Annotated in this window: 17 protein-coding genes and 1 pseudogene; 10 read left to right on the forward strand and 8 right to left on the reverse strand. The window is 37.9% G+C overall.

Annotated features, from left to right (window positions below):
- The first annotated feature begins 18 nt into the window (after positions 1–18).
- A complete protein-coding gene (ade, locus tag GHT08_RS05000; protein WP_163580344.1) occupies positions 19–1,788 on the forward strand; it encodes an adenine deaminase in 1,770 nt (589 codons plus the stop codon).
- A gap of 136 nt (positions 1,789–1,924) precedes the next feature.
- Here ade and GHT08_RS05005 read toward each other — a convergent pair whose 3' ends face one another.
- From GHT08_RS05005 to GHT08_RS05030, 6 genes are all read right to left on the reverse strand, one after another.
- Positions 1,925–2,362 carry a VOC family protein gene (locus GHT08_RS05005; RefSeq protein WP_163580345.1) on the reverse strand — a complete coding sequence of 146 codons (438 nt, stop codon included), beginning with the start codon at positions 2,360–2,362 and terminating at the stop codon, positions 1,925–1,927.
- Positions 2,363–2,543: 181 nt separating this feature from the next.
- Positions 2,544–3,371 carry a carbohydrate ABC transporter permease gene (locus GHT08_RS05010; protein WP_163580346.1) on the reverse strand — a complete coding sequence of 276 codons (828 nt, stop codon included), beginning with the start codon at positions 3,369–3,371 and terminating at the stop codon, positions 2,544–2,546.
- A complete protein-coding gene (locus GHT08_RS05015; protein WP_018931705.1) occupies positions 3,368–4,276 on the reverse strand; it encodes a carbohydrate ABC transporter permease in 909 nt (302 codons plus the stop codon). Before GHT08_RS05015 ends, GHT08_RS05010 begins: the two co-directional genes overlap by 4 nt.
- 103 nt (positions 4,277–4,379) lie before the next feature.
- A complete protein-coding gene (locus GHT08_RS05020; RefSeq protein WP_163580347.1) occupies positions 4,380–5,678 on the reverse strand; it encodes an ABC transporter substrate-binding protein in 1,299 nt (432 codons plus the stop codon).
- Positions 5,679–5,875: 197 nt separating this feature from the next.
- Positions 5,876–7,639 (reverse strand): cache domain-containing sensor histidine kinase, encoded by a 1,764-nt coding sequence (locus GHT08_RS05025; protein WP_163580348.1) that lies wholly within the window; start codon positions 7,637–7,639, stop codon positions 5,876–5,878.
- A gap of 11 nt (positions 7,640–7,650) precedes the next feature.
- A complete protein-coding gene (locus GHT08_RS05030; RefSeq protein WP_163580349.1) occupies positions 7,651–9,180 on the reverse strand; it encodes a response regulator transcription factor in 1,530 nt (509 codons plus the stop codon).
- Between the two features lie 817 nt (positions 9,181–9,997).
- Here GHT08_RS05030 and GHT08_RS05035 point away from each other — a divergent pair.
- The 5 genes and pseudogenes from GHT08_RS05035 (at position 9,998) to GHT08_RS05055 (ending at position 17,253) form a co-directional block, all read left to right on the forward strand.
- Positions 9,998–10,855 carry an NAD-dependent epimerase/dehydratase family protein gene (locus GHT08_RS05035; protein WP_163580350.1) on the forward strand — a complete coding sequence of 286 codons (858 nt, stop codon included), beginning with the start codon at positions 9,998–10,000 and terminating at the stop codon, positions 10,853–10,855.
- A gap of 15 nt (positions 10,856–10,870) precedes the next feature.
- Positions 10,871–11,854, forward strand: a pseudogene (locus GHT08_RS05040) (aldo/keto reductase).
- A 233-nt stretch (positions 11,855–12,087) separates the two neighbouring features.
- On the forward strand, positions 12,088–13,656 hold the full coding sequence (locus GHT08_RS05045; RefSeq protein ID WP_163580351.1) for an FMN-binding glutamate synthase family protein: 1,569 nt from the start codon (positions 12,088–12,090) through the stop codon (positions 13,654–13,656).
- 45 nt (positions 13,657–13,701) lie between these two features.
- The gene (locus GHT08_RS05050) at positions 13,702–14,892 is read left to right on the forward strand and encodes an ROK family transcriptional regulator (protein ID WP_163580352.1); all 1,191 of its coding nucleotides are present in this window, start codon (positions 13,702–13,704) and stop codon (positions 14,890–14,892) included.
- Positions 14,893–15,201: 309 nt separating this feature from the next.
- Positions 15,202–17,253, forward strand: coding sequence for a beta-galactosidase (locus GHT08_RS05055; protein WP_272953884.1), 2,052 nt, complete (start codon positions 15,202–15,204; stop codon positions 17,251–17,253).
- Between the two features lie 286 nt (positions 17,254–17,539).
- Here the strand turns inward: GHT08_RS05055 and GHT08_RS05060 are convergent, their stop codons facing one another.
- Together GHT08_RS05060 and GHT08_RS05065 are read right to left on the reverse strand one after the other, a co-directional pair.
- The gene (locus GHT08_RS05060) at positions 17,540–19,672 is read right to left on the reverse strand and encodes a glycosyl hydrolase 53 family protein (RefSeq protein WP_163580353.1); all 2,133 of its coding nucleotides are present in this window, start codon (positions 19,670–19,672) and stop codon (positions 17,540–17,542) included.
- Positions 19,673–20,173: 501 nt separating this feature from the next.
- Positions 20,174–20,989 (reverse strand): AraC family transcriptional regulator, encoded by an 816-nt coding sequence (locus tag GHT08_RS05065; RefSeq protein WP_238343504.1) that lies wholly within the window; start codon positions 20,987–20,989, stop codon positions 20,174–20,176.
- A 478-nt stretch (positions 20,990–21,467) separates the two neighbouring features.
- On the opposite strand from GHT08_RS05065, the gene GHT08_RS05070 reads away from it, so the two are divergent.
- Genes GHT08_RS05070 through GHT08_RS05085 form a run of 4 tightly spaced genes read left to right on the forward strand, consistent with a single transcriptional unit; the run spans position 21,468 to position 25,010 of the window.
- On the forward strand, positions 21,468–22,232 hold the full coding sequence (locus GHT08_RS05070) for an IclR family transcriptional regulator (protein WP_163580355.1): 765 nt from the start codon (positions 21,468–21,470) through the stop codon (positions 22,230–22,232).
- Positions 22,233–22,251: 19 nt separating this feature from the next.
- Positions 22,252–23,400, forward strand: coding sequence for a galactonate dehydratase (dgoD, locus tag GHT08_RS05075; protein WP_163580356.1), 1,149 nt, complete (start codon positions 22,252–22,254; stop codon positions 23,398–23,400).
- 11 nt (positions 23,401–23,411) lie between these two features.
- A complete protein-coding gene (locus GHT08_RS05080; protein ID WP_163580357.1) occupies positions 23,412–24,365 on the forward strand; it encodes a sugar kinase in 954 nt (317 codons plus the stop codon).
- A gap of 21 nt (positions 24,366–24,386) precedes the next feature.
- Positions 24,387–25,010, forward strand: coding sequence for a bifunctional 4-hydroxy-2-oxoglutarate aldolase/2-dehydro-3-deoxy-phosphogluconate aldolase (locus GHT08_RS05085; protein WP_163580358.1), 624 nt, complete (start codon positions 24,387–24,389; stop codon positions 25,008–25,010).
- Positions 25,011–25,024: the final 14 nt, after the last annotated feature.

Consider the following 25,024-nt stretch of genomic DNA (forward strand, 5'->3'; position numbering starts at 1 on the left):
TCGAGAGGAGAATTAATGATGAGTAGAGAATTACTGAGAAAGGTAGCATTAGGTGAAACAGCTGCAGACCTAGTTATTCAAAATGGGACATTAGTTAATGTCATGACAAGAGAGTTACAGCAAAATGTAGATATCGCGATAAAAGCTAAACGTATTGCATCGATTGGGAAGGCGGACCATTTAATTGGACCGGAAACAAAAGTAGTGGATGCTACAGGCAAATACGTATCACCAGGGTTTATGGACGGACATATGCATGTTGAAAGTACGATGCTTTCTGTTACTGAATTTGCGAAGGCTGCCTTGAAGAAAGGAACAACAGCAATATTTATGGATCCGCATGAAATCGCTAATGTATTAGGTACAGAAGGTGTAAAACTGATGCATGAAGAAGGGCAAACACTTCCGTTAAAGGTATTTACTACGTTTCCTTCCTGTGTTCCTGCCACTAATGATCTCGAAGATGCCGGTGCAAATTTAAATGAAAAGGATATTGAAGATGGGTTAAAATGGGATAGTGTTATCGGTTTAGGTGAAGTAATGAACTTTCCCGGTGTCGTTTATAATGACCCTAAAATGATTAATGAAATAGAAGCAACGATTGCTGCAGGCAAAACAGTTACTGGCCACTTTCCCGATGGAACTGGTGGTATGCTGCAAGCTTATATTGCCTCTGGTGTCGATTCCTGCCATGAAACGGTTGCAAAAGATCAGGCATTAGAGAAAGCAAGATTAGGCATGCATATTATGATCCGCGAAGGTTCTGCTTGGCAAGATGTGAAAGAAGTAATCAAAATCATAACAGAAGACAGAATCGATTCTTCTAATGTTTCGTTAGTAACAGATGATATTTATCCAGAAACATTAGTAGAAAAAGGACAGTTGAATCATGTTGTTCGCCGTGCAATCGAAGAAGGTGTTGATCCTGTCGAGGCAATTCAAATGGCTACGATCAATGTTGCTCGGTATTTTCAAATCGATAAGCAGTATGGCAGTATATCCCCAGGCAAAATAGCTGATATCATTTTGTTGGAAGATCTAACAAATGTTGAATCGTCTACAGTAATTACTAATGGTGAAGTAATAGTTTCCGACCGAGAGCTTGTCAAAAAAATCCCAGGGTATGAATATCCTGCTCATGCCAAAGATACGGTAAAATTAAACAGAGTATTACAGCCTGGAGACTTTATGATCCCTACAGACCAACAAGGGGATGTAGAAGTCAATGGTATCCGAATAATTGAAAATAGTGCAAGGACGGAAAAAATGACCGCAACTTTGCCTGTAGATGATGGTGTAGTCAAAATCGACCTAGAACAGGATATTATACAGTTAGCATGTATTGAACGTCATAAAGGGACTGGGCAAATTTCATTAGGCTTTACTCAAGGTTTTGGCTTGAAATCTGGTGCTGTTGCCTCCACAGTAGCACATGATAGCCATAATTTATTGGTAATGGGAGTCAATCAGGAAGATATGGCTTTCGCAGCCAACAAACTAGCTGAATCTGGTGGTGGCATGATTGTTGTGGAAAATGGCGAAGTACTGGCACATGTTCCAATGCCAATCGCAGGCTTGATGTCTGATCAGCCAATAGAAACCGTAGTCGAACAAGTGAGAGCATTAGAAAAAGCATGGCAACAATTAGGTTGTACTATCAATGCTCCATTCATGACCTTTTCACTGATTGCTTTACCAGTAATTCCGGAAGTCAGAATCTCCAATCGTGGACTAGTTGATGTTACGAAATTTGAATTAATAGATGTAGTGAAAGGCTCAGAAACTTGAAATCCTACCGGTTGTAGCATAGATCAATAATCAATGAAAATAAATATGCAGCCAATACTGGCTGCATATTATTGCATTGAACCCTTGTAATTTTCCATAATTGCACTTGTTTGTTTTACAAAGTGCTCTTGAAAATTTATTTGAGTTGTTCCGCTAACTCTAAAATAATTCCCTCCGGCCCACGAACGTAGCATAATTTATAAGCGTTATTGTAGTTTTGTATTTCACCAACAAGTTCCGCACCATTCTTTTTTAATTTGGCAACAACAGCTTCAATATCTTCAACAGCAAATGCAATATGCCGTATCCCCAAGGTGTTTGCAGAAGATTGTTGAATTCCTTTTTCATCTGTCGGTGTATGGAATTTGACGAGTTCCACCGTTGCTTGTCCTTCTGGCATCCCTAACATTACAACCGTCTCTTTAACGCCATTAAGCCCAATTATTCGTTCCACCCACTCGCCATTGACTTCTGTTTCCCCTAGTACTTCAAGTCCAAGGTCAAGAAAAAAGGCTTTAGTGGCAGGAAGATCATTTACAATTATACCCACATGATCTATTCTATGGATTTTCATAGCTCAAACCCCCTATTGGCCAAATTTTATCACGTATGTTTCTTAGAGATTTCTTCTCGATTGCTTCATAGCTTTTCCTCTTTAATCAAGATTTGAACGATACAACTGAGGTTTAGAGGCTAAAAGAAAAACCCTATATTAGTCCATTAATACAGGGTTTTATCAAACTTAGAATTTATTTTTATCCTTTCACAGACCCCATCATACCAGCAACAAAGTGTCTCTGCATAAGGAAGAATACAAGTGCCGTAGGGAGTGTTGCAATAACGATCGCTGTCATGATTACTCCATAGTCAGGTGTGTACCCTGATCCAAGGTTGGAGATTAACAATGGTATAGTTTGCTTATTCGGAGATTGAAGCACAACTAATGGCCAAAGATAGTTATTCCAGCTATTCATAAATGCGATAATCGCTGCCGCCGCATACGTAGTTTTCATTGTCGGCATATAAATTCGGAAAAAGATACCCCATTCACTCAAACCATCAATTCTTCCTGCCTCTACCAACTCTCTCGCAAACATTTTCGTATTCTGTCTAAAGAAGAAAATGAAAAAGGCTGTAATAATCGTCGGTAGGAAAGCTGCTGCTAACGTATCTAAACCGATCAGCGGTGCATCAGCAGAAATTCTTCCAAATAAACGGTACAATGGAATCATAATCGCAGCAAAGGGAATCATCATCGATAAAACCAAAATATTAAAAACGATGTCTTTACCTTTTGATCGATAAATTTCAAAACCATAACCAGCTAATGAGCCGATCAATAGTGTTAAAACCGTTGTAATAATGGCGATCACAAATGAATTCCATAAGGCTATACCAATTTGTGTCTGATCAAGGAGGTTTTTTAAGTTCTCAATAAAATGAGTACCAGGAATTAACCGCCCAGCTGTTACATCAACTGACTTGTTCGTCATACTTACTAACATCCATAAGAAAGGGAAGATAGACACAATTGCTGCAACACTTAAAAATAGATAAGTGAAAACTCGTTTTAACTTTTTCAATCTCGATCACCTGCCACTCTAAATTGAATAAAGGATAGGATGACAACTAAGATCAAAACGACGTATGAAACAGTAGCTGCATACCCAAAGTCTGGAGTATATTCAAAAGATAAGTTATAAATATACATGGAAATCGTCATAGTGGAGTTACCAGGTCCACCACTTGTTATATTCATTACCTCATCAAACAATTGTAAAGTCCCAATGGTTGATACGATAGAAGTAAATAAAATGATTGGTTTTAATAGAGGTATTGTTATAAAGAAAAACTGTTGCATAGCAGACGCACCATCAATTTTGGCTGCTTCATACATGGATTTATCTACATTCTGCAGTGCAGATAGATAGAAAATCATATTGTAACCAGTCCATCTCCATGTGATGGCTAAGATGATGGTTATTTTCGCCCAAAACGGATCAGACAACCATGCGATTGGAGACGAAATTATATTCATACTTAAGAGGAAATCGTTCACTAATCCATCATTACCGAATAAATATTTAAAAATAACCGCATATGCTACAAGGGAAGTAACAGCTGGTAGAAAGATCGCAGTACGAAAAAAGCCTTTGAATTTCAATGTAGGGTCATTTAATAACACGGAAAATACTAAAGCTAAAACAATCATTAAAGGGACTTGTACCAACAAGTATAATATGGTATTAGTTAAAGCAGTAATAAAAGTCGGGTCATTAAATAATCTTACATAGTTATCGAAACCAACGTATTCCAAGGTCGAGCCCATACCTGATTGTAAGGACAACAAAAATGCTTGAACCATTGGGTAAAAATAGAAAAGAGAAATTCCTAATACAGATAAAATGATAAAAAGCCAACCGATATAATTTTTTCTCAATCGCTGAGTAAATGTTCTTTGATGTGTTGGACTAGAAGCTTGACTCATGATTATCCCCCTCCTCATAACGAGTCTTTTATACTACTATTCATAAGGAAAAAGAAAGCCTTGGGTTATAAGGGATAAGCTGATTCCCAAGGCTTTATTCTACTTATTTAAATTGGTTTTCAGCTTGTGCTTGTGCATCTGATAATACGTCTTCTAGACTTTTACCATCCAAGTATTGTTGAATTTCTGCTGATAAGATATCTTCAATACCGTACGTGTTCATCCCGTAATCAACTTGTGGAATTTCTTCCATCCATTGAGAGAAATCATATACTACTTGTTGATTATTAAAGAATTCATTTTCGAATTGGTATGCATCCCCTTCAGAAGCCGGAATGAATGTACCAATTGCTCCAATTTCTTGGACTAAGTCTTGATAAAATTCAACGTCAGAACCAAACGTTTCACCTAAGAATTCAGCAGCTTCTTCTTTTCCATCGATATTTAATACATAGAATGAACTACCACCTTGGTTTGATGCATTTACTGCACCTTCCATGTCTAAACGGGGTGTAGGTGCTACTCGCCATAGTCCTGATTGTGATTCTTCAGCTTCAACACTAGGTGCAATCCAGTTACCAGCAGGAACAGATGCTACATCACCACTGTTAAATGCCGCTAAGTATTGACTCCAGTCAGAGTTTAATTTAACAACATCATTATCCATTAATTCTTTATAGTTTTTTAAAGCCATTTGTAATGGTTCATTATCTTCCAGTTGAATGGTGCCATCTTCTGTTGTGTACCATGTGCCTGTTGTTTGCATCATCACACGTAGAATACCTAAATCATTAGGGTCAAGAGAAAGCATTGCTTGCCCAGTTTTGTCTTTTACATCTTTAGCAATTTCCACATATTCATTCCAAGTGATATCTACTAAATCATCATGTGTATATCCTGCTTCTTCAAGATAATCGGTACGATAGAAGAAACCAGTTACGCCTGTATCAAATGGAAGCCCATATTGTTCGCCATCAAAGCTTGTTGGAGCTAATTTGTAGTCAGCAAAATCATCTGTATTAAAATAATCACCTATCGGATAGAACGCATCTGGATAAGATTGCAAAAAGCTTTGTGCCCGTTGGTCTTCGATTAATACGATGTTTGGCATACCATTCATCGTTCCGGAACTTAAGCCAGTATTAAGTCGTTGTACAATATCATCTTGTGCATTTTCGATAATCTCCATATCGAAATCTTCATTATCATAATGTTCCAAAGCAAGTTCTAAAGCCGCAATATTAAAATTTACATCCCATGCCCATGCAGTGATGCCTTCAGCATTTCCTTCTGTTGTTTCATCGCCGCCATCTTCATCACCACCAGAGCATGCTGCTAACACCATAGCTGTTAAAATTGCCACGATTAACAGCCAAAACTTTGCAGATAATTTTTCTCTCATTTTAAAAACCCCCTCAAGATTTTTGTAATCGTGAAATCGCTTCCAACGATGTAATGTAAGTGTAACAAAAAAAGACTAAAGACCTCTTGAAAGATCTTTAGCAAAAAATGAAACTATTTTTAGAATGAACCATTTCCACGAATTTTATTGTAATTTATTTTAGAATTTGTAATTTTTTTAGGTAGATGGTTTTTGGATTATAATTCTCTAACTGGTAGCTTGATTTTTACTTTTGTTCCCTTTGCTGGCTCACTTTCTATTTCTACGCCGTAATCTTTTCCATACAATAATTGAATTCGTTCATGCACATTTTTTACTCCAATGCCACTGAACAGTTGTCTTTTCTCTTTTGATTTGATGGTTTTGTTGTCTAACCGCTCTGGTATCATGCCATCGCCATTATCAATAATTTCACAGATAAGCGAATTTTCTTTTTGCGCAACTAATATTTGAATGAAACCAGTTTTTTTCTTTGTAAACGCATGAAAGAAAGCATTCTCGATAAACGGTTGAATAACTAGCTTAGGTAAATAAAGATGCAAACAGTCAGGTGCTACCAAATAATTGACCTGTATTCGATCACCATATCTTGCTTGATTAATTTGTACATAATTTTTGAGGTTCGCTAATTCCTGTTCAACTGTTATCGTTTCCTCGATATTGCTTAAAGAGTTTTGAATTAATGCAATAAAGGAATCAATGGTGTCAGCTGCTTTTTCTTTTTTCTCTTGTCGAATCATAAATTTAATGGAGGCTAATGTATTATAGATAAAATGCGGATTAATTTGGTGTTGCAAAGTTTCTAATTCTGCTTTTCTTTGTTTCTCTTGTGTATTCATCAAAATTTGAACATAATCCTGCAGTTCATTTAACATATAATTGAAAGCCTTTGCTATTTTTCTTGTTTCATATCCGCCTGTTTCCTTTAATGGTTTATTAAATTGATACCTGGCCATGTCTGAAATTTGGTGAACAAGTTGACTAATGGATACGGTCATCTTACGCAATATTAAGAAGGCAACAAGAACTGCCAAACTGACAATAACAATGCTAATCAAGACAATTTCACTAGTATCGATGACATTTTCAGCAATGATTTCCTGATCAATCAAATTGACAAGATAAATATCAAGGCTAGGTATATACTCGGAAAGGAGAATGTAGTTCTGACCAAAAATATCTACTCTTCGGTATTCTAAATTTTTATCTTCAAAACTCTTCGCATAGTCTAACAATTCGGGAGATGATTCCCCGATCATTTTTTCTTGGTTACTAGAGATAATTTGGCCACTTGGAGATACTAACATTACGTTATTTCCGGCACCTGTATAACTTTCATAAAATTTCTTCAAGTCTCTTTCCGTCAGTGAAAAAAATAAATAACCATATATATAGTCTGATCGTAATTTTAAGGCTTTGGAAGCAATGATCATCGGAACACCATTGGTAACCTCTGATTCCTCAAATTGATACACGATGTCATTAGGACTAGCTTCTACACGATCTATCATTTCATGATTAGCTAATTTCTCTCCATCAACTTGCCATTTAACGTATTTCATATTAAAAATGTCCTGATTGTTGCTCATAATAATCATATTGGCATCATTAGGATCTACTTCCGCATAAATTCGATCCATTTCCCTTGTCATATGATAATAGAAGATGGATTTGTCAATAGCATTTTCCTGCTCTTCCTGAAGCAATTGTTTGATGGTTCCGTTTGTATCGACCTCCAGTGAGGCTGACACAATCGAATCCGTAAAAGAATTAAATCTTTCGGTGATTTGATTCATAATTTTTGAATTGGTGATGCTGAATGTATCGATAAATAAGTTACTTGACATACGAATGCTGCTATAGGTGATCGATAACGATACGGCGATGATACTGATTACCATGACTAAGAAAATCTTCATAAATAGATTATTTGCTTGTATAATTCGGATTAACTTCCTCATTAGAAACAGCCTCAATTCGTCTGTTTGTTTTCTTTGCGGTAAGTACTTGGCGATTTAGCCGTCAGCTTTTTAAATACTTTTGTGAAATAACTGTGATCAGAATAACCCACTGCTTCACTAATCACAGATATAGGCTTATTCGTTTCCTTCAACAATTTCCTCGCATTCTTGATACGAACATGATTCAAGTATTCACTAAACCCTTCGCGATGATGTTTACTAAAATAGCTCGATAAATAGGAAGGATTAAAATGAAAATGATCTGCTAACGTACTCAATGTTAAATGGCTGTCATAATGCTCCTCAATATAATCTAATAACAGCTGGATGTTGGAAGTTGTCTCTGTACTTGTTGGCCGTACTTTTCTCTCTACTTTGGCTAAAAATGTATCAAATATCGATATCGCTTTTCGTACATGGAAGGCTTCATTGATTTCTAAGAAATAGTGATATTTTTCTGCCTCGAGCTCTTCGATATCATACTTCATGTTTCCGAGTAGAACGATAATATTAAACATAATGTTTTCCAGCCATGATTTAAATTCAAAAACATCTGTTTCATATTGATTGGAAAGTAATCCTATATGTTCATTCAGATAGATAAAAGCTTCCTGGAATTGCTTATGTTTAAATAAATATATCAGATGATTCAAGTCAAACACTGCTTTTGTTTCTGCTGCTTCAGGCAAGTCATCGTAAAAAAGGAACGTGCGATCCGGTAAATAAAAATGATATTGCTTTATGGTTAAATGATTTGTCTCATACGTGTTTTTTAGTGTATCGATAGTCTTAAAAGGTGTGCTGATAATCCATTTTAGCTTCGTGGAATCAACATCTTTCTCACATGCATAAATAGCATCTTTTATTTGTGGCAATTCAGCAGAATTGAAATTCACTAAAAATAAGCTACTATGCTCCTGTAATGGAATTTGGTGCGCTTCTACCTTTGAGAGCTGCTTCTCTAGTTGCTTTTTTATAGTAGTTATAGATAATGTACTAGTTTCTTTTTTATTCCAAAATGCCTCGATTAGAGTGAACGTATCATAAGTAAATTGTTGTCGTGCAAAATCCATTTCACGTATGGATTGATAGCCCTCTATGATCTTTTTACATATTTCCCCCATTGATGATTGGCTATTGCTTACATTCGCAGCCTTTTTTTGCTTTTGAGTGACACGATTTAAGGTATCTAATAACTCTTTTGTATTTAATTTTGGTTTCAGAATATAATCAGCTACTCCGCTTTGAAACGTTTGTCTTACGTAATCAAAATCCTCAAAGCTGCTTAATACAATAACTTCTGTTTCAGGGTAGTTTTCTTTTACGTTCTTTACTAATTCAATGCCATCCATTCCTGGCATGACGATATCGGTAATCATAATATGGGGGTGGTATAATTCCATCAAATGTAGCGCTTCTTCACCATTTGAAGCTTCACCAATAATTTTGTATCCTTCACTTTCCCATTCAATATAATTTATAATTCCTTGTCTTATTAGCATTTCATCATCGACAATCAGAACTTTATAAAATTCTTTCATTAATGCCAGAGTCCTCCTTTTGTAAGGATTTGATCATATCTTACCCACTTAGTTAACGATTATATTTTCTATCATATCAGACAATAAAACATTGATCGATAACCGAAACAGAAAGAAAGCTAACTTTACCTTTAGAAGTGATGTGTATAATTTATATACTGTGAAATAACTTGGACATGTATTTGCTCTCTTCCGATCTGTTATTTTGAGAAGTGTTGTCATTCGCTACGGCAGAATACTGCGCTTTCCGTGGGCTCGGCTTCAGCTAACTTTGCAAAGGAAACCACTTAGCAAAGTGGATCTTCAGCTTTCGCTGTCCCACAGGAGTCTCCGTATTCTGCCTACGCTATTTTTGTTCTCTGATTATAAAAAGAAGTGAACTTATGGAACTAAACTTTTTTGTTTTACTATAGTTCTAATCGGCTGTAATTTTGCTGCATATGGTGGAGTAATTGATTGGTTGATTTCGGATTAGTGTTGTGGAGCATTTCTTAACGAAGGCCGCCCACTTTCACTCCTGTGGGAATTGTTTGACCTGAAGATCCACTTTTTCGAGCGGTTTTTGCTCGAAAAAGTTAGTTGAAGGGCAAACCTCACGGAAAGGGAAGTGGGCAGCCGGAGTGGTAGTTATCATCATGATATATTTCAAAATTATCTCTTAGGTGACCGCACATCTAATTACTACATTACTTCGCAGTTTGTATCTACGACGAATTAGATAAAAATGCAAGGTTGAGCGGATTCTTTTTATTCTTTGGAAAAAGCACGTATAATAATCTGTGAAAACGCAAACAAAGAAGGGAAAGGTGGCACCGGTATGTCAAAGGTAGTGATTACAGGTGGGAGTGGTTTATTAGGACCTTCTGTTATTCAAGAATTTTTGGATCATGATTATGAGGTAGTTAATGTCGATCAAAAACACCTAGAAAATCCTAAATGTAAAACAATTATTACAGACTTAACTAATCTTGGTGAAGTGTACGGAGTGCTTGAAGGTGCTGATGCTGTCGTTCACTTAGCAGCAATACCGGTAGCGTATTCTCATCCAAATGAAGTGACATTTCAAAATAACGTGATGTCAACTTATAATATTTTAGAAGCAGCAGGTACACTGGGAATCCAAAAAGCAGTGATTACTTCTAGTGAATCATCCTATGGGCTTGTCTTTAGTAAACAAGACCTACAACCTTTATATGTACCTGTTGATGAGGAACATCCGCAAAAGCCAGAGGATAGTTATGGTCTATCTAAAATTGTTAACGAAAAAACAGCTGACATGATACATCAGCGTACAGGTATGCAAGTTGTATCGATGCGGGTAGGTAATGTTATTGCTCCACATATGTATGAGAATTTCCCAGCGTTTATACATAAACCTGAAGAACGTAAGCCGATTTTATGGAGTTATATTGATGCGCGAGATGCTGGAGCAGCCTATCGATTAGCAGTTGAAAAGGATGGGCTAGGAACAGTAACACTTAACCTTGCCGCTGACAACTCCAGTATGGATATCACAAGCAAAGAGCTAATGGAGAAGTCCTTTCCTAATGTAGCCGATTTTCGTGAGCCATTAGAGGGATATGAAACTTTACTAAGTAATAAAAAAGCAAAAGAAGTGTTAGGTTGGCAGCCTGTTCATAACTGGCGTGATTATGTAAAAGCAAACAATCAATAAGAGGAGAGATACTTTATGCAATATCGTCAATTTGGCAAAACTGATATGAAAATAAGTGAGTTGAGCTTTGGCACTTGGGCAATAGGTGGTGCATGGGGCCAAACAAATGATGAAGAAGCATTAAATGGATTGGCAAGAGCAATGGATGCCGGGGTAAACTTCTTTGATACTGCTGATGTATATGGTGATGGTCATAGTGAGGAGTTACTTGCGAAAGCAACGAAAGGAAAAGAAGATAAGATTTATATCGCAACCAAATTTTGTCGTGCTGGAGATATTCATGACCCTGCAACATACTCAGAAGAATCCGTTACCAATTATGTAGAAAACAGTTTGCGCAGATTACAACGCGAACAATTAGATCTGATTCAAATTCATTGTCCACCAATTGAAATCATTCGAGATGGAGCGGTATTTGAAGTGTTGGATAAATTACAGCAACAAGGAAAAATTCGCCACTATGGTGTAAGTGTCGAGACAGTTGAAGAAGGGTTGCTTGCAATGAAAAATCCGAATGTAGCTGCTTTACAAGTGATTTTTAACATGTTCCGCCAAAAGCCAATCACAGAGTTATTCCCAGTTGCACAGGAGAAGAATGTCGGTATATTAGCTCGAGTGCCGTTAGCTAGTGGGTTATTAACTGGTAAATTTTAGACAAATCACGAGTTCGAAGATGATGATCACCGTAAGTTTAATCAAAATGGTGAAGCATTTAATGTTGGAGAGACTTTTGCTGGGCTGCCTTTTACTAAAGGGGTAGAGTTAAGTAAGCAATTAGAATGGATTGCAGAAGGAAGAGACAATATGACAAGAGCAACATTGAAATGGATCTTAAGCCATGAAGCCGTTTCTTCCGTGATTCCAGGTTTTAAAACAGTAAAACAAGTCGAAGATAACCTGGCAGCAGTTAATGTTCCAGCGTTCTCCGACCAAGAGTTAGAAAAAATACGCAGCTTTTATAAAAATGAAGTACACAATCATATTCGTGGTCCCTATTAATACAATGAAGGTATGGAAGTTTTCCATACCTTTTCATATGTTAGGAAAGTAATAAAATTGGTGCCTGCTCAGTTTTCTAATGCATATCTAAAGAGTACACAAGCAGCAACTTCTTCGATAATCTACAACAAATCTATTTTTCCTAATTTGACTATTAATAATGAGAGCAGTAGTAAGGATTATTTTCTAAAAAACATCATACAAAAAAGAGAGTTATAGAATGGAGGGGGAATATGGCGGATATTGCTTCCGTTATTTTATTGGCAATTGTATTGGTGATTTTAATTATTCCTGGGGCACTTATGATTCTATGGTTTTGGAAAGACCGAAATCAAAAAAGACACGCAGTCTTACGAAATTATCCACTCATAGGGAGAGTACGTTATTTTCTGGAGAATATCGGACCTGAGCTAAGACAATACTTGTTCACCGAAGATGATACAGGGAAGCCATTTTCTAGAAAAGATTATCTCCATATAGTCATGCCGGCAAAGTATAAAAAAAGATTAGAAGGTTTTGGTTCGAAGCGGGACTTTGACCAGCCAGGCTATTATATTAAAAACACGATGTTCCCAAAGTTGAAAGAAGAACTATCGATTGACCATGAACCCAAAGTGGATACAAAAATATATCACATTGATAAGGAAAACCTTTTTGCCAGAAAAGAACATCGTCAGGCACAGAAAGTATCCCCTTATTTATTAGGTAGCGAGCATGAAATTGTGATCGGTCCTGAAACAGAAAATCCTTTTCATGTGCGAGGATTAATTGGTATGGCTGGAATGAGTTATGGTGCACTTGGTGAAAGAGCGATCACCGCACTTTCTATCGGACTTGGGCGAGCTGGTGGTACATGGATGAATACCGGAGAAGGTGGTCTATCTTCCTATCATCTAAAAGGGAATGTAGATTTAGTCTTACAAATTGGTCCCGGTTTATACGGTGTGCGCACACCTGATGGAGAAATGTCTTGGGAACAACTAAAAAAGAAGGCTACTATTGATCAAATAAAAGCTTTTGAATTAAAGCTTGCCCAAGGTGCAAAGACACGTGGTGGACATCTTGAGGCGGAAAAAGTAACGGAAGAAATTGCTAGGGATCGAGGTATTGTGCCATTTCAATCGAATGACAGCCCGAATCGGTTCCAGCAATTTTCAGATGTTCATGGTTTGCTAGATTTTGTTGAACAAATACGTGAGGTAACTGAAAAACCGGTTGGCATAAAAATAGTTGTCGGGCAAGAAAAGGATGTGTACCAATTAGCAGAGACGATGAAAGAAACAGGGAAGAAACCAGACTTTATTTCTGTCGATGGGGGAGAAGGTGGAACAGGCGCTACTTTCCAGGAGCTAACGGATAGTGTCGGGCTTCCGATTAAGTCTGCGATTCCGATCCTTCATAATGCATTAGTTCAGGCAGGAGTTCGTGATCGAGTGAAAATTATTGCATCTGGTAAATTGTTTACTCCAGATCGAATTGCCTTTGCTTTAGCACTAGGGGCAGATTTAGTCCAGGTTGCGAGAGCATTTATGATCACAACAGGATGTATTATGGCACAAGTTTGTCATACGAATCATTGTCCTGTAGGTGTAGCAACAACCGATTCGAAGCTGCAAAGAGGATTGGATATAGAAGAGAAATCTTATCGCGTAACGAATTATGTGATATCGATTAGAGAAGGGCTTTATAATATAGCGGCAGCGGCAGGATTAGAATCCCCAACACAATTAAGAGAGAAACATGTTGCTTATAAAGATCTGTATGATGTAGTATACGAGAATCATTTAATGACCAATAAATAATGTGGTATACTTATTAAAGTATATTAAGAAAGTTGGGGGAAGAAGATGCAACGTGGTAGCTTTCAATGGATGAAATCAATCAATAAATCTATTATTTTAAATAAAATTCGGACAGCAGGCACTATTTCACGTGCGCAAATTGCTAAAGAGACCCAGTTAACACCACCAACTGTTGGAAGCATCGTAAAAGAACTGTTGGAACAAGGGCTAATCAAAGAAAGTCAGCTCGGTATTTCACAGGGTGGAAGAAAACCAACGATGTTAGTGCTTAATACGAATGGTTTTCATATTATTGGCATTGACGTAGGTCCAAGTGATATTCGTTTTATTATTTCAGACTTGGCTGGGGAAATCGTGGATGAAGTAGAACAAGAAATAGCAGAAGAATTAACTAACGATAGCTTTTTAAACATGCTTACTATTGGCGTTGAGCAATTAGTAACGAAGCAGTCTTCCTTACAATATATCGGGATTGGTGTGGCGATGCATGGTGTTGTAGACTCAGAGCAAGGCATTTCAATCTTTGCACCTAATTTAAATTTACGACATATATCGATCAAAGATCATTTAGAAGCAGCATTTGAGATGGATGTAAAAGTTGAAAATGATGCGAAAGCATTAGCTTTAGGAGAAGCATGGTTTGAGAATCAAATGGCTAACAAAAGTATGATAGCGGTAAATGTCGGACGAGGTATCGGTGCCGGTCTTGTAATTGATGGCAAGTTATATAGTGGAGAACATGGCATTGCTGGTGAAATTGGCCATATGACAGTTGATTTATATGGTAAAAAGTGTTCGTGCGGAAATGAAGGTTGTTTACAAACGGTTGCTTCAGGGCCTGCCATTGCAGAGAAAGCAATCGAATTATTAGAGCAAGGTAATGCAAGTAGCTTATTGCTGTATCGTGAAACAATAACAGCGGAAGTAGTACATCAAGCGGCGATGGAGGGAGATCGATTAGCCCAGGATGTGTTAAAGGAAGCGGGAACTTATTTAGGGATTGCACTGACCAATTTAATACACGTTTGTAACCCTAGTACCATTATTATTGGTGGCGGGGTTTCAAATGCTGACTCCTATATTCTGGATCCAGTTATTGACACGATTAAAACAAGAGCGATCTCGGAAAGAGCACAGACAACACCAGTCTATTTATCTAAATTAGGAGAATATGGTTCTTCACTCGGGGCAGTCGCACTAATTTTAAGTGAATTGTTTGAGCCGGTAGTAGAGTAGGAGTATCCTTTTTCTATTTCTGAAAACCCTTTATAAATGTTCACCAGAAAACTCGTCACTTTAGTGATGAGAGGTTCATCCTTATATATTGAGTGTAATGGTTATAATCCTTATGAATTGGACTTTAATCGGCCGGAGGGATATCCCTTCCGATTATTTTCTATCATGTTATAGGATGCTTTTCATTATTTGAAAGTAATATAGAATAATTTGATATATAGATTATTATGAAAACGCTTTAGGACAATTAAATTAATGGGGCTAGATGCATGGTCTAAAAAAATCAACAAGAGGGAGTTAGATGATATGATGAGATTTAACCCGGTAAGTGACAAAATACCAAAAATGCTACACGGTGCAGATTATAATCCGGAGCAATGGGAGAAATATCCGGAAGTATTAGCAGAAGACATTCGCTTAATGAAGCTTGCTAATTGTAACGTGATGTCCGTTGGGATCTTTTCCTGGGCGAAATTAGAGCCTGAAGAAGGAAGATTTACGTTTGAGTGGATGGGTAAATTACTGGATACTTTTCACGAAAATGGGATTTATGCATTTTTAGCGACACCGAGTGGTGCAAGACCGGCATGGATGTCGGAAAAGTATCCAGAAGTATTACGAGTAGGGGCTAACCGTGTACGTAATCTGCACGGAATGCGCCATAATCACTGCTTTACATCACCTGTATATCGAGAAAAAGTAGAGGTAATGAATAGTAAATTGGCAGAACGCTATGCTGATCACCCAGCAGTAATCGGCTGGCATGTGTCCAACGAATATGGTGGGGAGTGCCATTGCGATTATTGTCAAGGTGCGTTCTGTGAATGGCTCAAGAAAAAGTATCAAACATTAGAGGCATTAAATGATGCTTGGTGGACAACGTTTTGGAGTCATACTTATTCGAGTTGGTCTCAGGTGGAATCTCCTGCACCACACGGAGAAACAATGGTTCATGGCCAAAACCTTGATTGGAAACGTTTTGTCACGGATCAAACATTAGATTTTTATCGCCATGAAGTAAAGCCATTAAAAGCTGTTAAACCTGATATGCCAGCAACAGCAAACTTTATGGAAACATTTGAAGGATTAAACTACGCAAAATTTGTTGATGATATCGATGTGATCTCATGGGATTCTTATCCAACATGGCATGATCAGCAAGATGCGTCCTATCTTGCTGCTTATACAGCGATGAATCACGACTGGTTCCGTTCCTTAAAAGATGGCAAGCCATTTTTATTAATGGAGAGTACGCCAAGTTTAACGAATTGGCAGCCGATCAGTAAGCTGAAAAAGCCAGGTATGCATGTTTTATCATCATTACAAGCGGTAGCACATGGCTCTGATTCCGTCCAATACTTCCAATGGCGTAAAAGCCGTGGCTCCAGTGAGAAGTTCCACGGTGCGGTAGTCGACCATGTAGGGCATGAGCATACACGTGTCTTCCAAGAGGTGAAAGAGCTTGGCGATGGTCTAGCTAAATTAGATGAAGTTGTAGGGACAACGGTTGATGCAGAAGTGGCGATTATCTTTGATACCGAAAATCGTTGGGCAGTCAAAGATGCCCAAGGGCCACGTAATGCAGGTGTTCATTATGAACGTACCGTGACAGAGCATTACCAGGCATTTTGGGAGCAAGGTATCGCCGTTGATGTCATTGATTCGGAGAAAGATCTTTCTAAATACGAATTAGTGGTGGCACCAATGCTCTATATGGTCAGATCTGGAGTCGGCGAAAATATTGAAAAATTTGTCCAAAATGGCGGGACATTTGTCACGACTTACTGGTCCGGGATTGTCGATGAAAATGACCTCTGTTTCCTCGGTGGCTTCCCCGGTCCATTACGTAAAACGTTAGGAATCTGGTCTGAAGAAATCGATGGTTTATATGATGGCGAAACTAATCGCATTAAAGTAGTAGGCAATAATGAATTAGAGTTGCGTGGTGAATTTGAAGCAAAAGAATTGTGTGATTTAATCCATTTAGAAGGTGCGGAAGCATTAGCACAGTATGGCAGTGATTTTTATGCAGGAAGACCTGCACTTACGGTGAATCAATATGGTGATGGAAAAGCCTATTATATTGCTTCGAGAAATGATCAGGCATTCCATCGTGCGTTTTTTGAAAAGTTAGCGGATCAGCTATCATTGAAACGAGCGACTGGTGGCTTGTTACCGAAAGGCGTTAGTGCTCAAGTTCGTACAGATGGCACAAATGAATTCTTGTTTTTAATGAACTTTTCAAATCAGATAAAAGATATTAACTTGAATGGTCAGACTTATCGAGATTTGCTCGCAAACAATGAAGCACTAGGAACTGTCTCGCTGGATGGGTTCGGTGTTAAAGTATTGAAAAAATAAAACGAGTTTAAAGAGGATGAGACATAGCTAAATAGGTAGAACGAGAATCCGAACAACCTGAATAAAGTATAGACAAAATATACAGACTCCTGTGAAATTCTCAGAAGATCCATTGTATGAAGTTTCCTTTATTACAGTGTTAACTGAGTCCGCGCCGCTTTTTGCAGAAGCGTTACGTGGACTCAGACATCAATGTTCGGACTTCTCCTATTTGATTACTCTTTTGTCCCAGGCTCTTTATTATAAGAGAACCATTGGCATCACAATTTTTATAAGCAAGTAACTGTTATTTCAAGGTTTGTAGCATTAACTCCGCATGTTCCGTAAGAACTCGCTTTGCCTCTGGAGAAACATTTCTTTTATTTGCCTTACGGTTCAGATGAGATAAATAGTTTTCTAAGAATTTACTAGCCTTTTTATTTGACCCTTTTTCTAAGTGATGTGTTACTTGCTTTAATGCATTTTCTAATTGTTGTACTAATGGTCCGGATAGGTCGCCTGATTCTATCTTTTCTTTTGTTAAACGCTGCAATACCTCCACTGTCATCACTACAGCAACATGTGCAGTAACATCACCATGTTCTGTTGTACCTTGAACAGTGAAAGATCCAAGAGTGGAATAATCTTCTTCTTCGATTACCTCCCATATCACATCAGTCTCTACGAGTGTGTCGTTTTCAATATCTAATACCTCGATAGTATCCGGCAATGCTGGTACCTCGTATAGTGAGGTCAAGAGATAGTCATTCGTTTTCGCAATAAAATCATTGAATGCTGCATGGAACACCCGTGTTGAATCATTTGCTTCGTACCACCCATCACCTTTTGAAGTAAACATTGATTGCCAAATCGCTGGTTCCCACACTAATATAGTGGACACGGCATTATTAATCGTATCGTTGGCAGTCCGCATCACATCGATCATGAAGTCTGCTTGACCTTGTATGGAGTTAGGATATCCAGAATCAGAAGGACCTCCAGACGCTCTATGAGAAGTTTCTGATACGGCTAATTCGTATGAAGGGAACTCTGTTGCTAATGCATGTAAGTTATTACTTAAATCTTCCATCGTACCATGCCATTCAGGGTAATAAGAAATGGACATGATATCAAAATTATTCTGATAGTCATCTTTCAGTCTTGTCGTTAGCTGGCGCCAAAACTCTTTTGTTTTCGCTAATCGGTTTCTATCGACGATTACATGGATTTTAGTCTTTGATTCAGGTGACGCATCTTGAGCAGCGCGTAGGCCAGCATCTACAATTGCGGTAAATCGATCCCATGAGGCATCATAGGCAGCTTGTTCATCTGGATCCTCTGATTCCCAATACTCCCACAACAGTTCACCACCTGGTTGGGCAGTATAGGATGGGTCTTCACTTGCATACCTTGGCTCATTTCCTGTTGGAACCTTTTCCGCGCCCCAAAGTGTTCCATTAATTATTTCATTTCCAACCTGGATATAATACGGGTTTACTCCTGCGGCTACATGATCTGCTGTGACTTCATAGGTGAAATCATACACTGCTTCCACAAGCTCATCAAACGGCAAGTCCTTCCAGGCCTTTGGCTTTATCTGTTTTCCTGGGTCTGCCCAGCTGTCCGAATAGTGAAAGTCAATTCCTACGTTCATACCAAGTTCATCTGCGTATAAAGACTTGTTTAGTGTATCCTCTGGGTTCATACTTCCATCAACTTCTGTCACCGGTTCCCCTGTGTTCTCGGATCTTGGTTCATTCCAAACTCGGAATCTAGCAGATGTCATGCCTGTTTCCTGCATTGTTCCGATCATGCGACCATCAGATGATGGTACATCTGTATTACTATCTGTAGTATACGTATTATTTAAAAAAGCTGTATCCCAAGATAAATCTGCTCCAACTGCAAGATTGTCCTTTAGTAGATAATTGTTTGCGTTAATTTCTGATATCCCTGCAATGGCACCCTCTGAAACATTTAATAGTGTTGCTTTCAAATACCTAACTTCTGGAGTATTTTGAATAAGAACATCTTCTCCTCCAGTTATTGGCTCTCTGGAATGGTCGGAAAGCGTAAACCATTGCTCTCCATCACTAGATGCCTCAAGCTTATAGTTGTATTCGCCATCTAGTGTTGGAAAAACAACCTCCACTTTTTTCATTCCAGGATAAGTTCCACCTAGATCGATCTTTATCCAGCTGTCTTCGGAAACTGAGCCAGCATCCCAATAAGTAGCTTCCTCCTGATCAATAGCGAAACTAGCATCTCCTGTTCCTGCTTCAGCAGTGACCCAGCTCTTCGTCGGTAGGTTTGTATATGCTGGAGAAATATCTGCATTTCCATAATACGCAGCTGTTGGCATACTAAAAAAAATTGCCCCAACTAGCAATACAGCCATGGAGAGTATCGTTGCTTTCTTTACAAATGAGTATTGTTTCATTGCATGTAACCTCCTATTTTTATCAAGGAATCATAAAAGCTAAACTACAAAAGCGAGAACATCTGCTATGTTATCGACATCTTTAATGCAGGTCACACGGATCCTACAGCCTCCTTTCCGTTTTTGATGTAAACTATGTTTTCTCCCTTTATTTAGGGTATATCAAAGCTAGATTTCTTTATCTCGCTTTAATAAAAAACTAGAGAAGTTGTTATTAATCTATATTATTTTTTTATTATGGTGTACAACGATGTTCTACACGAAATATAAATATATGAAACTTACGAAATTACTCAATTGCTGTTGCACTGATGAAACTTATCTAAAAACAATAAAAAGACCAACTTTTCATTCGCGAAAGTTGGCCTTCTAAATCGGCATACGGTCCATTTCTTTATTATTCTATATTCACTTGACATTCGCTATATTTTAGAGCGATAAATACCTATTAAATACTATTTTTAAGAATGATTACAGGATAAATTTAAAAACTGCTTCTTCTTATTTTACGGTCATCTTATTGTCTTTTCCGTACATATCTCTATATTTCTTAGGGGTGACACCTTCTCTCTTTTTAAAGGTAGAAATAAAGTAACTAAGATTATTGAATCCCACTAGGATAGCAACATTTTTTACAGGTACTTCAGGGTTCTGTAGCAATATTTCCTTTGCTTTTCTAATTCTCAGCTGGATTAAAAATGTATAGGGACTTATTTGAAATGTCTTTTGAAACAATTTGTTTAAATATTGGGAGCTTACATTTAATTGCTTTGCCATTTCATCTAAAGTAATATCCTCAGCATAGTGAATTTCAAGCCAATCTACAATTTTCCTTACTTTATCATAAAGATAAGATAAGGATGGTTGGCTATTCATCTTTCCATACTTTTTTAAATTTAGTAAAAAATTATACAGGTAGATTGATAAATCTATCTTGGAAAACTCTGAATCTAACTTTATTTTCTGTAGCATATCTTGCATCATGATTTCTACTTGTAAATTCCTTAAATCTGTATATATACTAGAATGGTTCATATTTAATGCATCCAATATAGATCCAGCTGATTTTCCACCGAAAGTAATATAAATGGTAGACCACTTTTTTCCTAATGAATAATACATATGAGGTGTATATGGCTTTAATAATATCCCTCTGCCTTTAGATAAGAGATAATCTTGCCCATGAAATGAAAACCGCCCATTGCCCTCAACTGTTTGCAACCAGTGATAGTATGGGTAACCCTCAGGTCTATTAAAATCCTGTTCATATGGGTTGTAGCCGATACTCTCCACGAATAAAGGGAAAGATTCTTCCATTGAAATGTACTCATATCTAACTTTTCTGTTATACATTTTTCACCAACTCTTTTGGTAAATTGATAATATTATTTATCCGTTTTTTTTTACAATAATTTAGCCATGGTAGGTAAAAAAATCTTCATTGGAAATGAATCCGCTTACCTATTTTAGTATAACGCATACTCATCAGAGTCTATTTTTATACATAATGTTTCCCTCCTCTTTGTGAAACTGCTTTCATCATACCTTAAAAACAATGAAGCAATAAGTGTTTTGACAAAATCTATCAATATTATTTCAACTAAAAAAGCTCCAACATTTTTTGACTAAACGTACGTAGCATCAAGAACACGGAAGAATAACTATTCTTGAGAACAGCATTTTGCCCTTGCGATTAGCCACTTGACGAATTTACAAATAAACAGGTAGAATTAAGGTGTTCCACATATAAGAATGATGTTCCATAATACGAAACGAGTTAAAAGGAGAAGTAATTATGTCCCAAGTTCAATCAGTTGAACGAACGCTTTCTATTTTAGAAATATTATCAGCATATCCGAAAGGTTTAAGTATCGCGAATCTATCTAAGGAATTATCACTAGCAAAAAGCACCGTACATCGCCTGTTAAGCACATTAATGACAAATGGCTATGTACAACAAGATGAACAGTCAGGTCATTATAGGCTTGGTATTCAATGTCTCGTTTTAGCGAGTTCCTTGTTAAATCAACTGGATATCCGAAAAGTTGCGAAAGAAGCATTACACAATTTAGCTAAAAGCTCAGGTGAAGTAGTGCACCTTTGTATTCATGATCATAATGAAGTCGTTTACATCGATAAAGTGGAAAGTGACCAAACATTAAGAATGTATTCCCAAATTGGAAGAAGAGCATTAATGCATTGTACAGGGGTAGGAAAAGCACTACTATCAGGCTGCACAGAAGAGCAATTAGATCATTTAATTGCAGAAAAAAGATTGCCGAAATTTACAGAGACCACGATTACCAATAAAGCGAATCTGCAAAAAGAATTAAGGGAAATTCGAGATAGAGGATATGCAATCGATGAACAGGAACATGAAAAAGGTATTCGTTGTATTGCAGCTCCGATTTATGATCATGATGGTAATGTTGTTGCTGCTATCAGTATTGCAGGACCTGCTGATCGAGTAACAAACGAAAGAATTAAAGAGGATTTAGCACAAGCTATTTTAACGCAAAGTAAACAGATATCCGCAAAATTAGGTTATATAAAAAACTAGCTGAAAGGTGTGTTAGAGAGTGAAAATTACCAATATCGAAACATTTGTTGTAGCACCAAGATGGTGTTTTGTCAAAGTGGAAACAGATGAAGGTATTGCAGGTTGGGGAGAGCCTGTAGTTGAGGGAAAGGCTGCAACAGTGGAAGCAGCAGTACTTGAATTGGCTGACTTTCTCATAGGAAAGAACCCTCTAAAAATTGAGGACCACTGGAATGTGATGTACCGCGCTGGTTTTTACCGTGGTGGTCCAATTTTAATGAGTGCGATTGCTGGGCTTGATCAAGCATTATGGGATATTAAAGGGAAATACTTTAATGCTCCAGCCTATCAACTGTTAGGTGGTGCCTGTCGTGACTCGATTCGTGTTTATTCCTGGATTGGCGGGGATCGCCCGAGTGATGTAGGAGCGGCTGCCAAAAAAGTAGTGGAAGCAGGTTTTACTGCTGTAAAAATGAATGGAACAGAAGAACTACAATATGTAGACAGTTATGAAAAAATTGATAACGTTATCGAACGAATTGCATCTGTACGTGAAGCGGTCGGGGATTATATCGGAATAGGAATTGATTTTCATGGCAGGGTTCATAAACCGATGGCTAAAATATTGGCAAAAGAACTGGAGCCATTTCGTCCGATGTTTATCGAAGAGCCCGTTTTGCCAGAAAACAATGAAGCATTAGCAGAAATAACGAAACATACAAGCATTCCGATTGCTACTGGTGAGAGAATGTATTCTCGTTGGGATTTTAAACCGCTATTTGAATCCGGTTACGCAGATATTATTCAGCCAGATTTATCTCATGCAGGCGGAATTACTGAAGTGAAAAAGATTGCTTCGATGGCAGAAGCGTATGATATTGCTGTTGCACCACATTGTCCACTAGGTCCGATTGCTTTAGCTGCTTGTTTACAAATGGATGCAACCGCTCACAACGCGTTTATTCAGGAACAAAGTCTAGGCATTCATTATAACCAAGGGAATGATTTACTAGATTATATTACAGACAAAACCGTATTTGATTACCAAGACGGACACGTCAAAATTCCTCAAGGGCCAGGTCTTGGTATTGAAATCAATGAAGAAAAAGTAAAGGAAATGGCAAAAGATGGACACAGATGGCGAAATCCTGTGTGGCGTCATCAAGATGGAACGGTAGCAGAATGGTAAGGAGGGATCTCATGGACGTTGTAACAATAGGGGAATCAATGGCTCTTTTTACACCTGATACAACAGGGAAAATGCGCTATGCTTCGCAATTTTCTCGTAAATTTGCTGGAGCAGAAACAAATGTCGCAATCGGTGTTACACGTCTCGGCTTACAAGCTGGGTGGATAAGTCGCGTAGGTAATGATGAATTAGGAAAAGCACTTATTTCTTTTGTTCGAGGAGAAGGAGTAGATATTTCTCAAGTGAAAAAAGATACGCAAGCACAGACAGGTCTCTATTTTAAAGAACTAAGAAGTGAACAAGATGTTCGTGTCTATTACTATCGTGCTGGATCTGCTGCCAGTAAATTAAGTCCAACCGATATCAATGAAGATTATATTGCTAGTGCGAGGTATCTTCATTTAACTGGTATTACACCAGCATTAAGTGAAAGTTGCTATCAGGCAGTCAAACAAGCGATCGAATACGCTAAGAAACATAACATAACGATTATATTTGATCCAAATATTCGCGAAAAATTATGGGGATCGAAAGAAAAAGCAAGACAAGTGTTATTAGAAATTGCAGCGGAAGCCGATATTGTTCTGCCTGGAGTAAGTGAAGCAGCGTATTTATTTGGTCAACATGAACTTGATCAGTATGGCAGCCTCTTTCTTGAAAACGGTGCCAAGGTTGTCATCCTTAAACAAGGTAGTAAAGGTGCCTCTTTTTTTACAAAAGAGGAACAGGCTTTTGTTCCTGGTTATCCGATCGAACGTGTCGTAGATCCCATTGGTGCAGGGGATGGATTTGCCGCAGGAGTGATTTCTGGACTACTGGAAAAACTACCGCTTGAAAAGACGCTAGCTAGAGCTAATGCCATAGGTGCAATGGTAACGATGGTGAATGGTGATGTAGAAGGATTGCCCGATATCGAAGAAATGGAACGGTTTGTTCAGGATACAAAAGAAGATGTGAGCAGGTAATACGAAAGGAGTTCATGGTTTATGAATGTCTTGCAAAGTATATATCAACATAAATTAGTCGCAATCATTCGCGGTGTACCACCAAAACATATTCTTGATGTAGCACATGCACTTCATCAAGGAGGAATTAGAACATTAGAGATTACGGACGATACGCCGAATGTGTTAGATGCAATAGAACAGGTAAGCAAAGAATTTGAGCAAGAGCTGATCATTGGTGCCGGAACTGTTTTAGATCCGGAAACGGCTAGGGCAGCAATGATGGCAGGCTCGCAATTCATTTTTTCTCCAACCGTTGACATAGATACGATTAAGTTAACAAAAAGGTACGGCATTGTCAGTATTCCGGGAGCCATGACTCCAACAGAAATATTAACCGCCTATGAAAATGGTGCGGATCTTATCAAAGTCTTTCCTGCAACAGTGTTAGGGCCAACCTATATCAAAGACATAAAAGGACCATTACCACATATCCCGTTGATGCCGACAGGTGGAGTTAACCTTGATAATATATCTGCTTATTTTCAGGCAGGAGCAGTGGCGGCAGGATTAGGCAGTTCCTTAGTGAAAAAACAACAGACATATTCTAAAGAGGATTTACGAGCGTTAACACAAAGAGCAAAACAATTTGTGGCAAAAGTTTAGAGGAATGGAGTGAA

Origin of the sequence: Gracilibacillus saliphilus, from assembly GCF_010994085.1 — a bacterium.
GTDB classification, from domain to species: domain Bacteria; phylum Bacillota; class Bacilli; order Bacillales; family Amphibacillaceae; genus Gracilibacillus; species Gracilibacillus lacisalsi.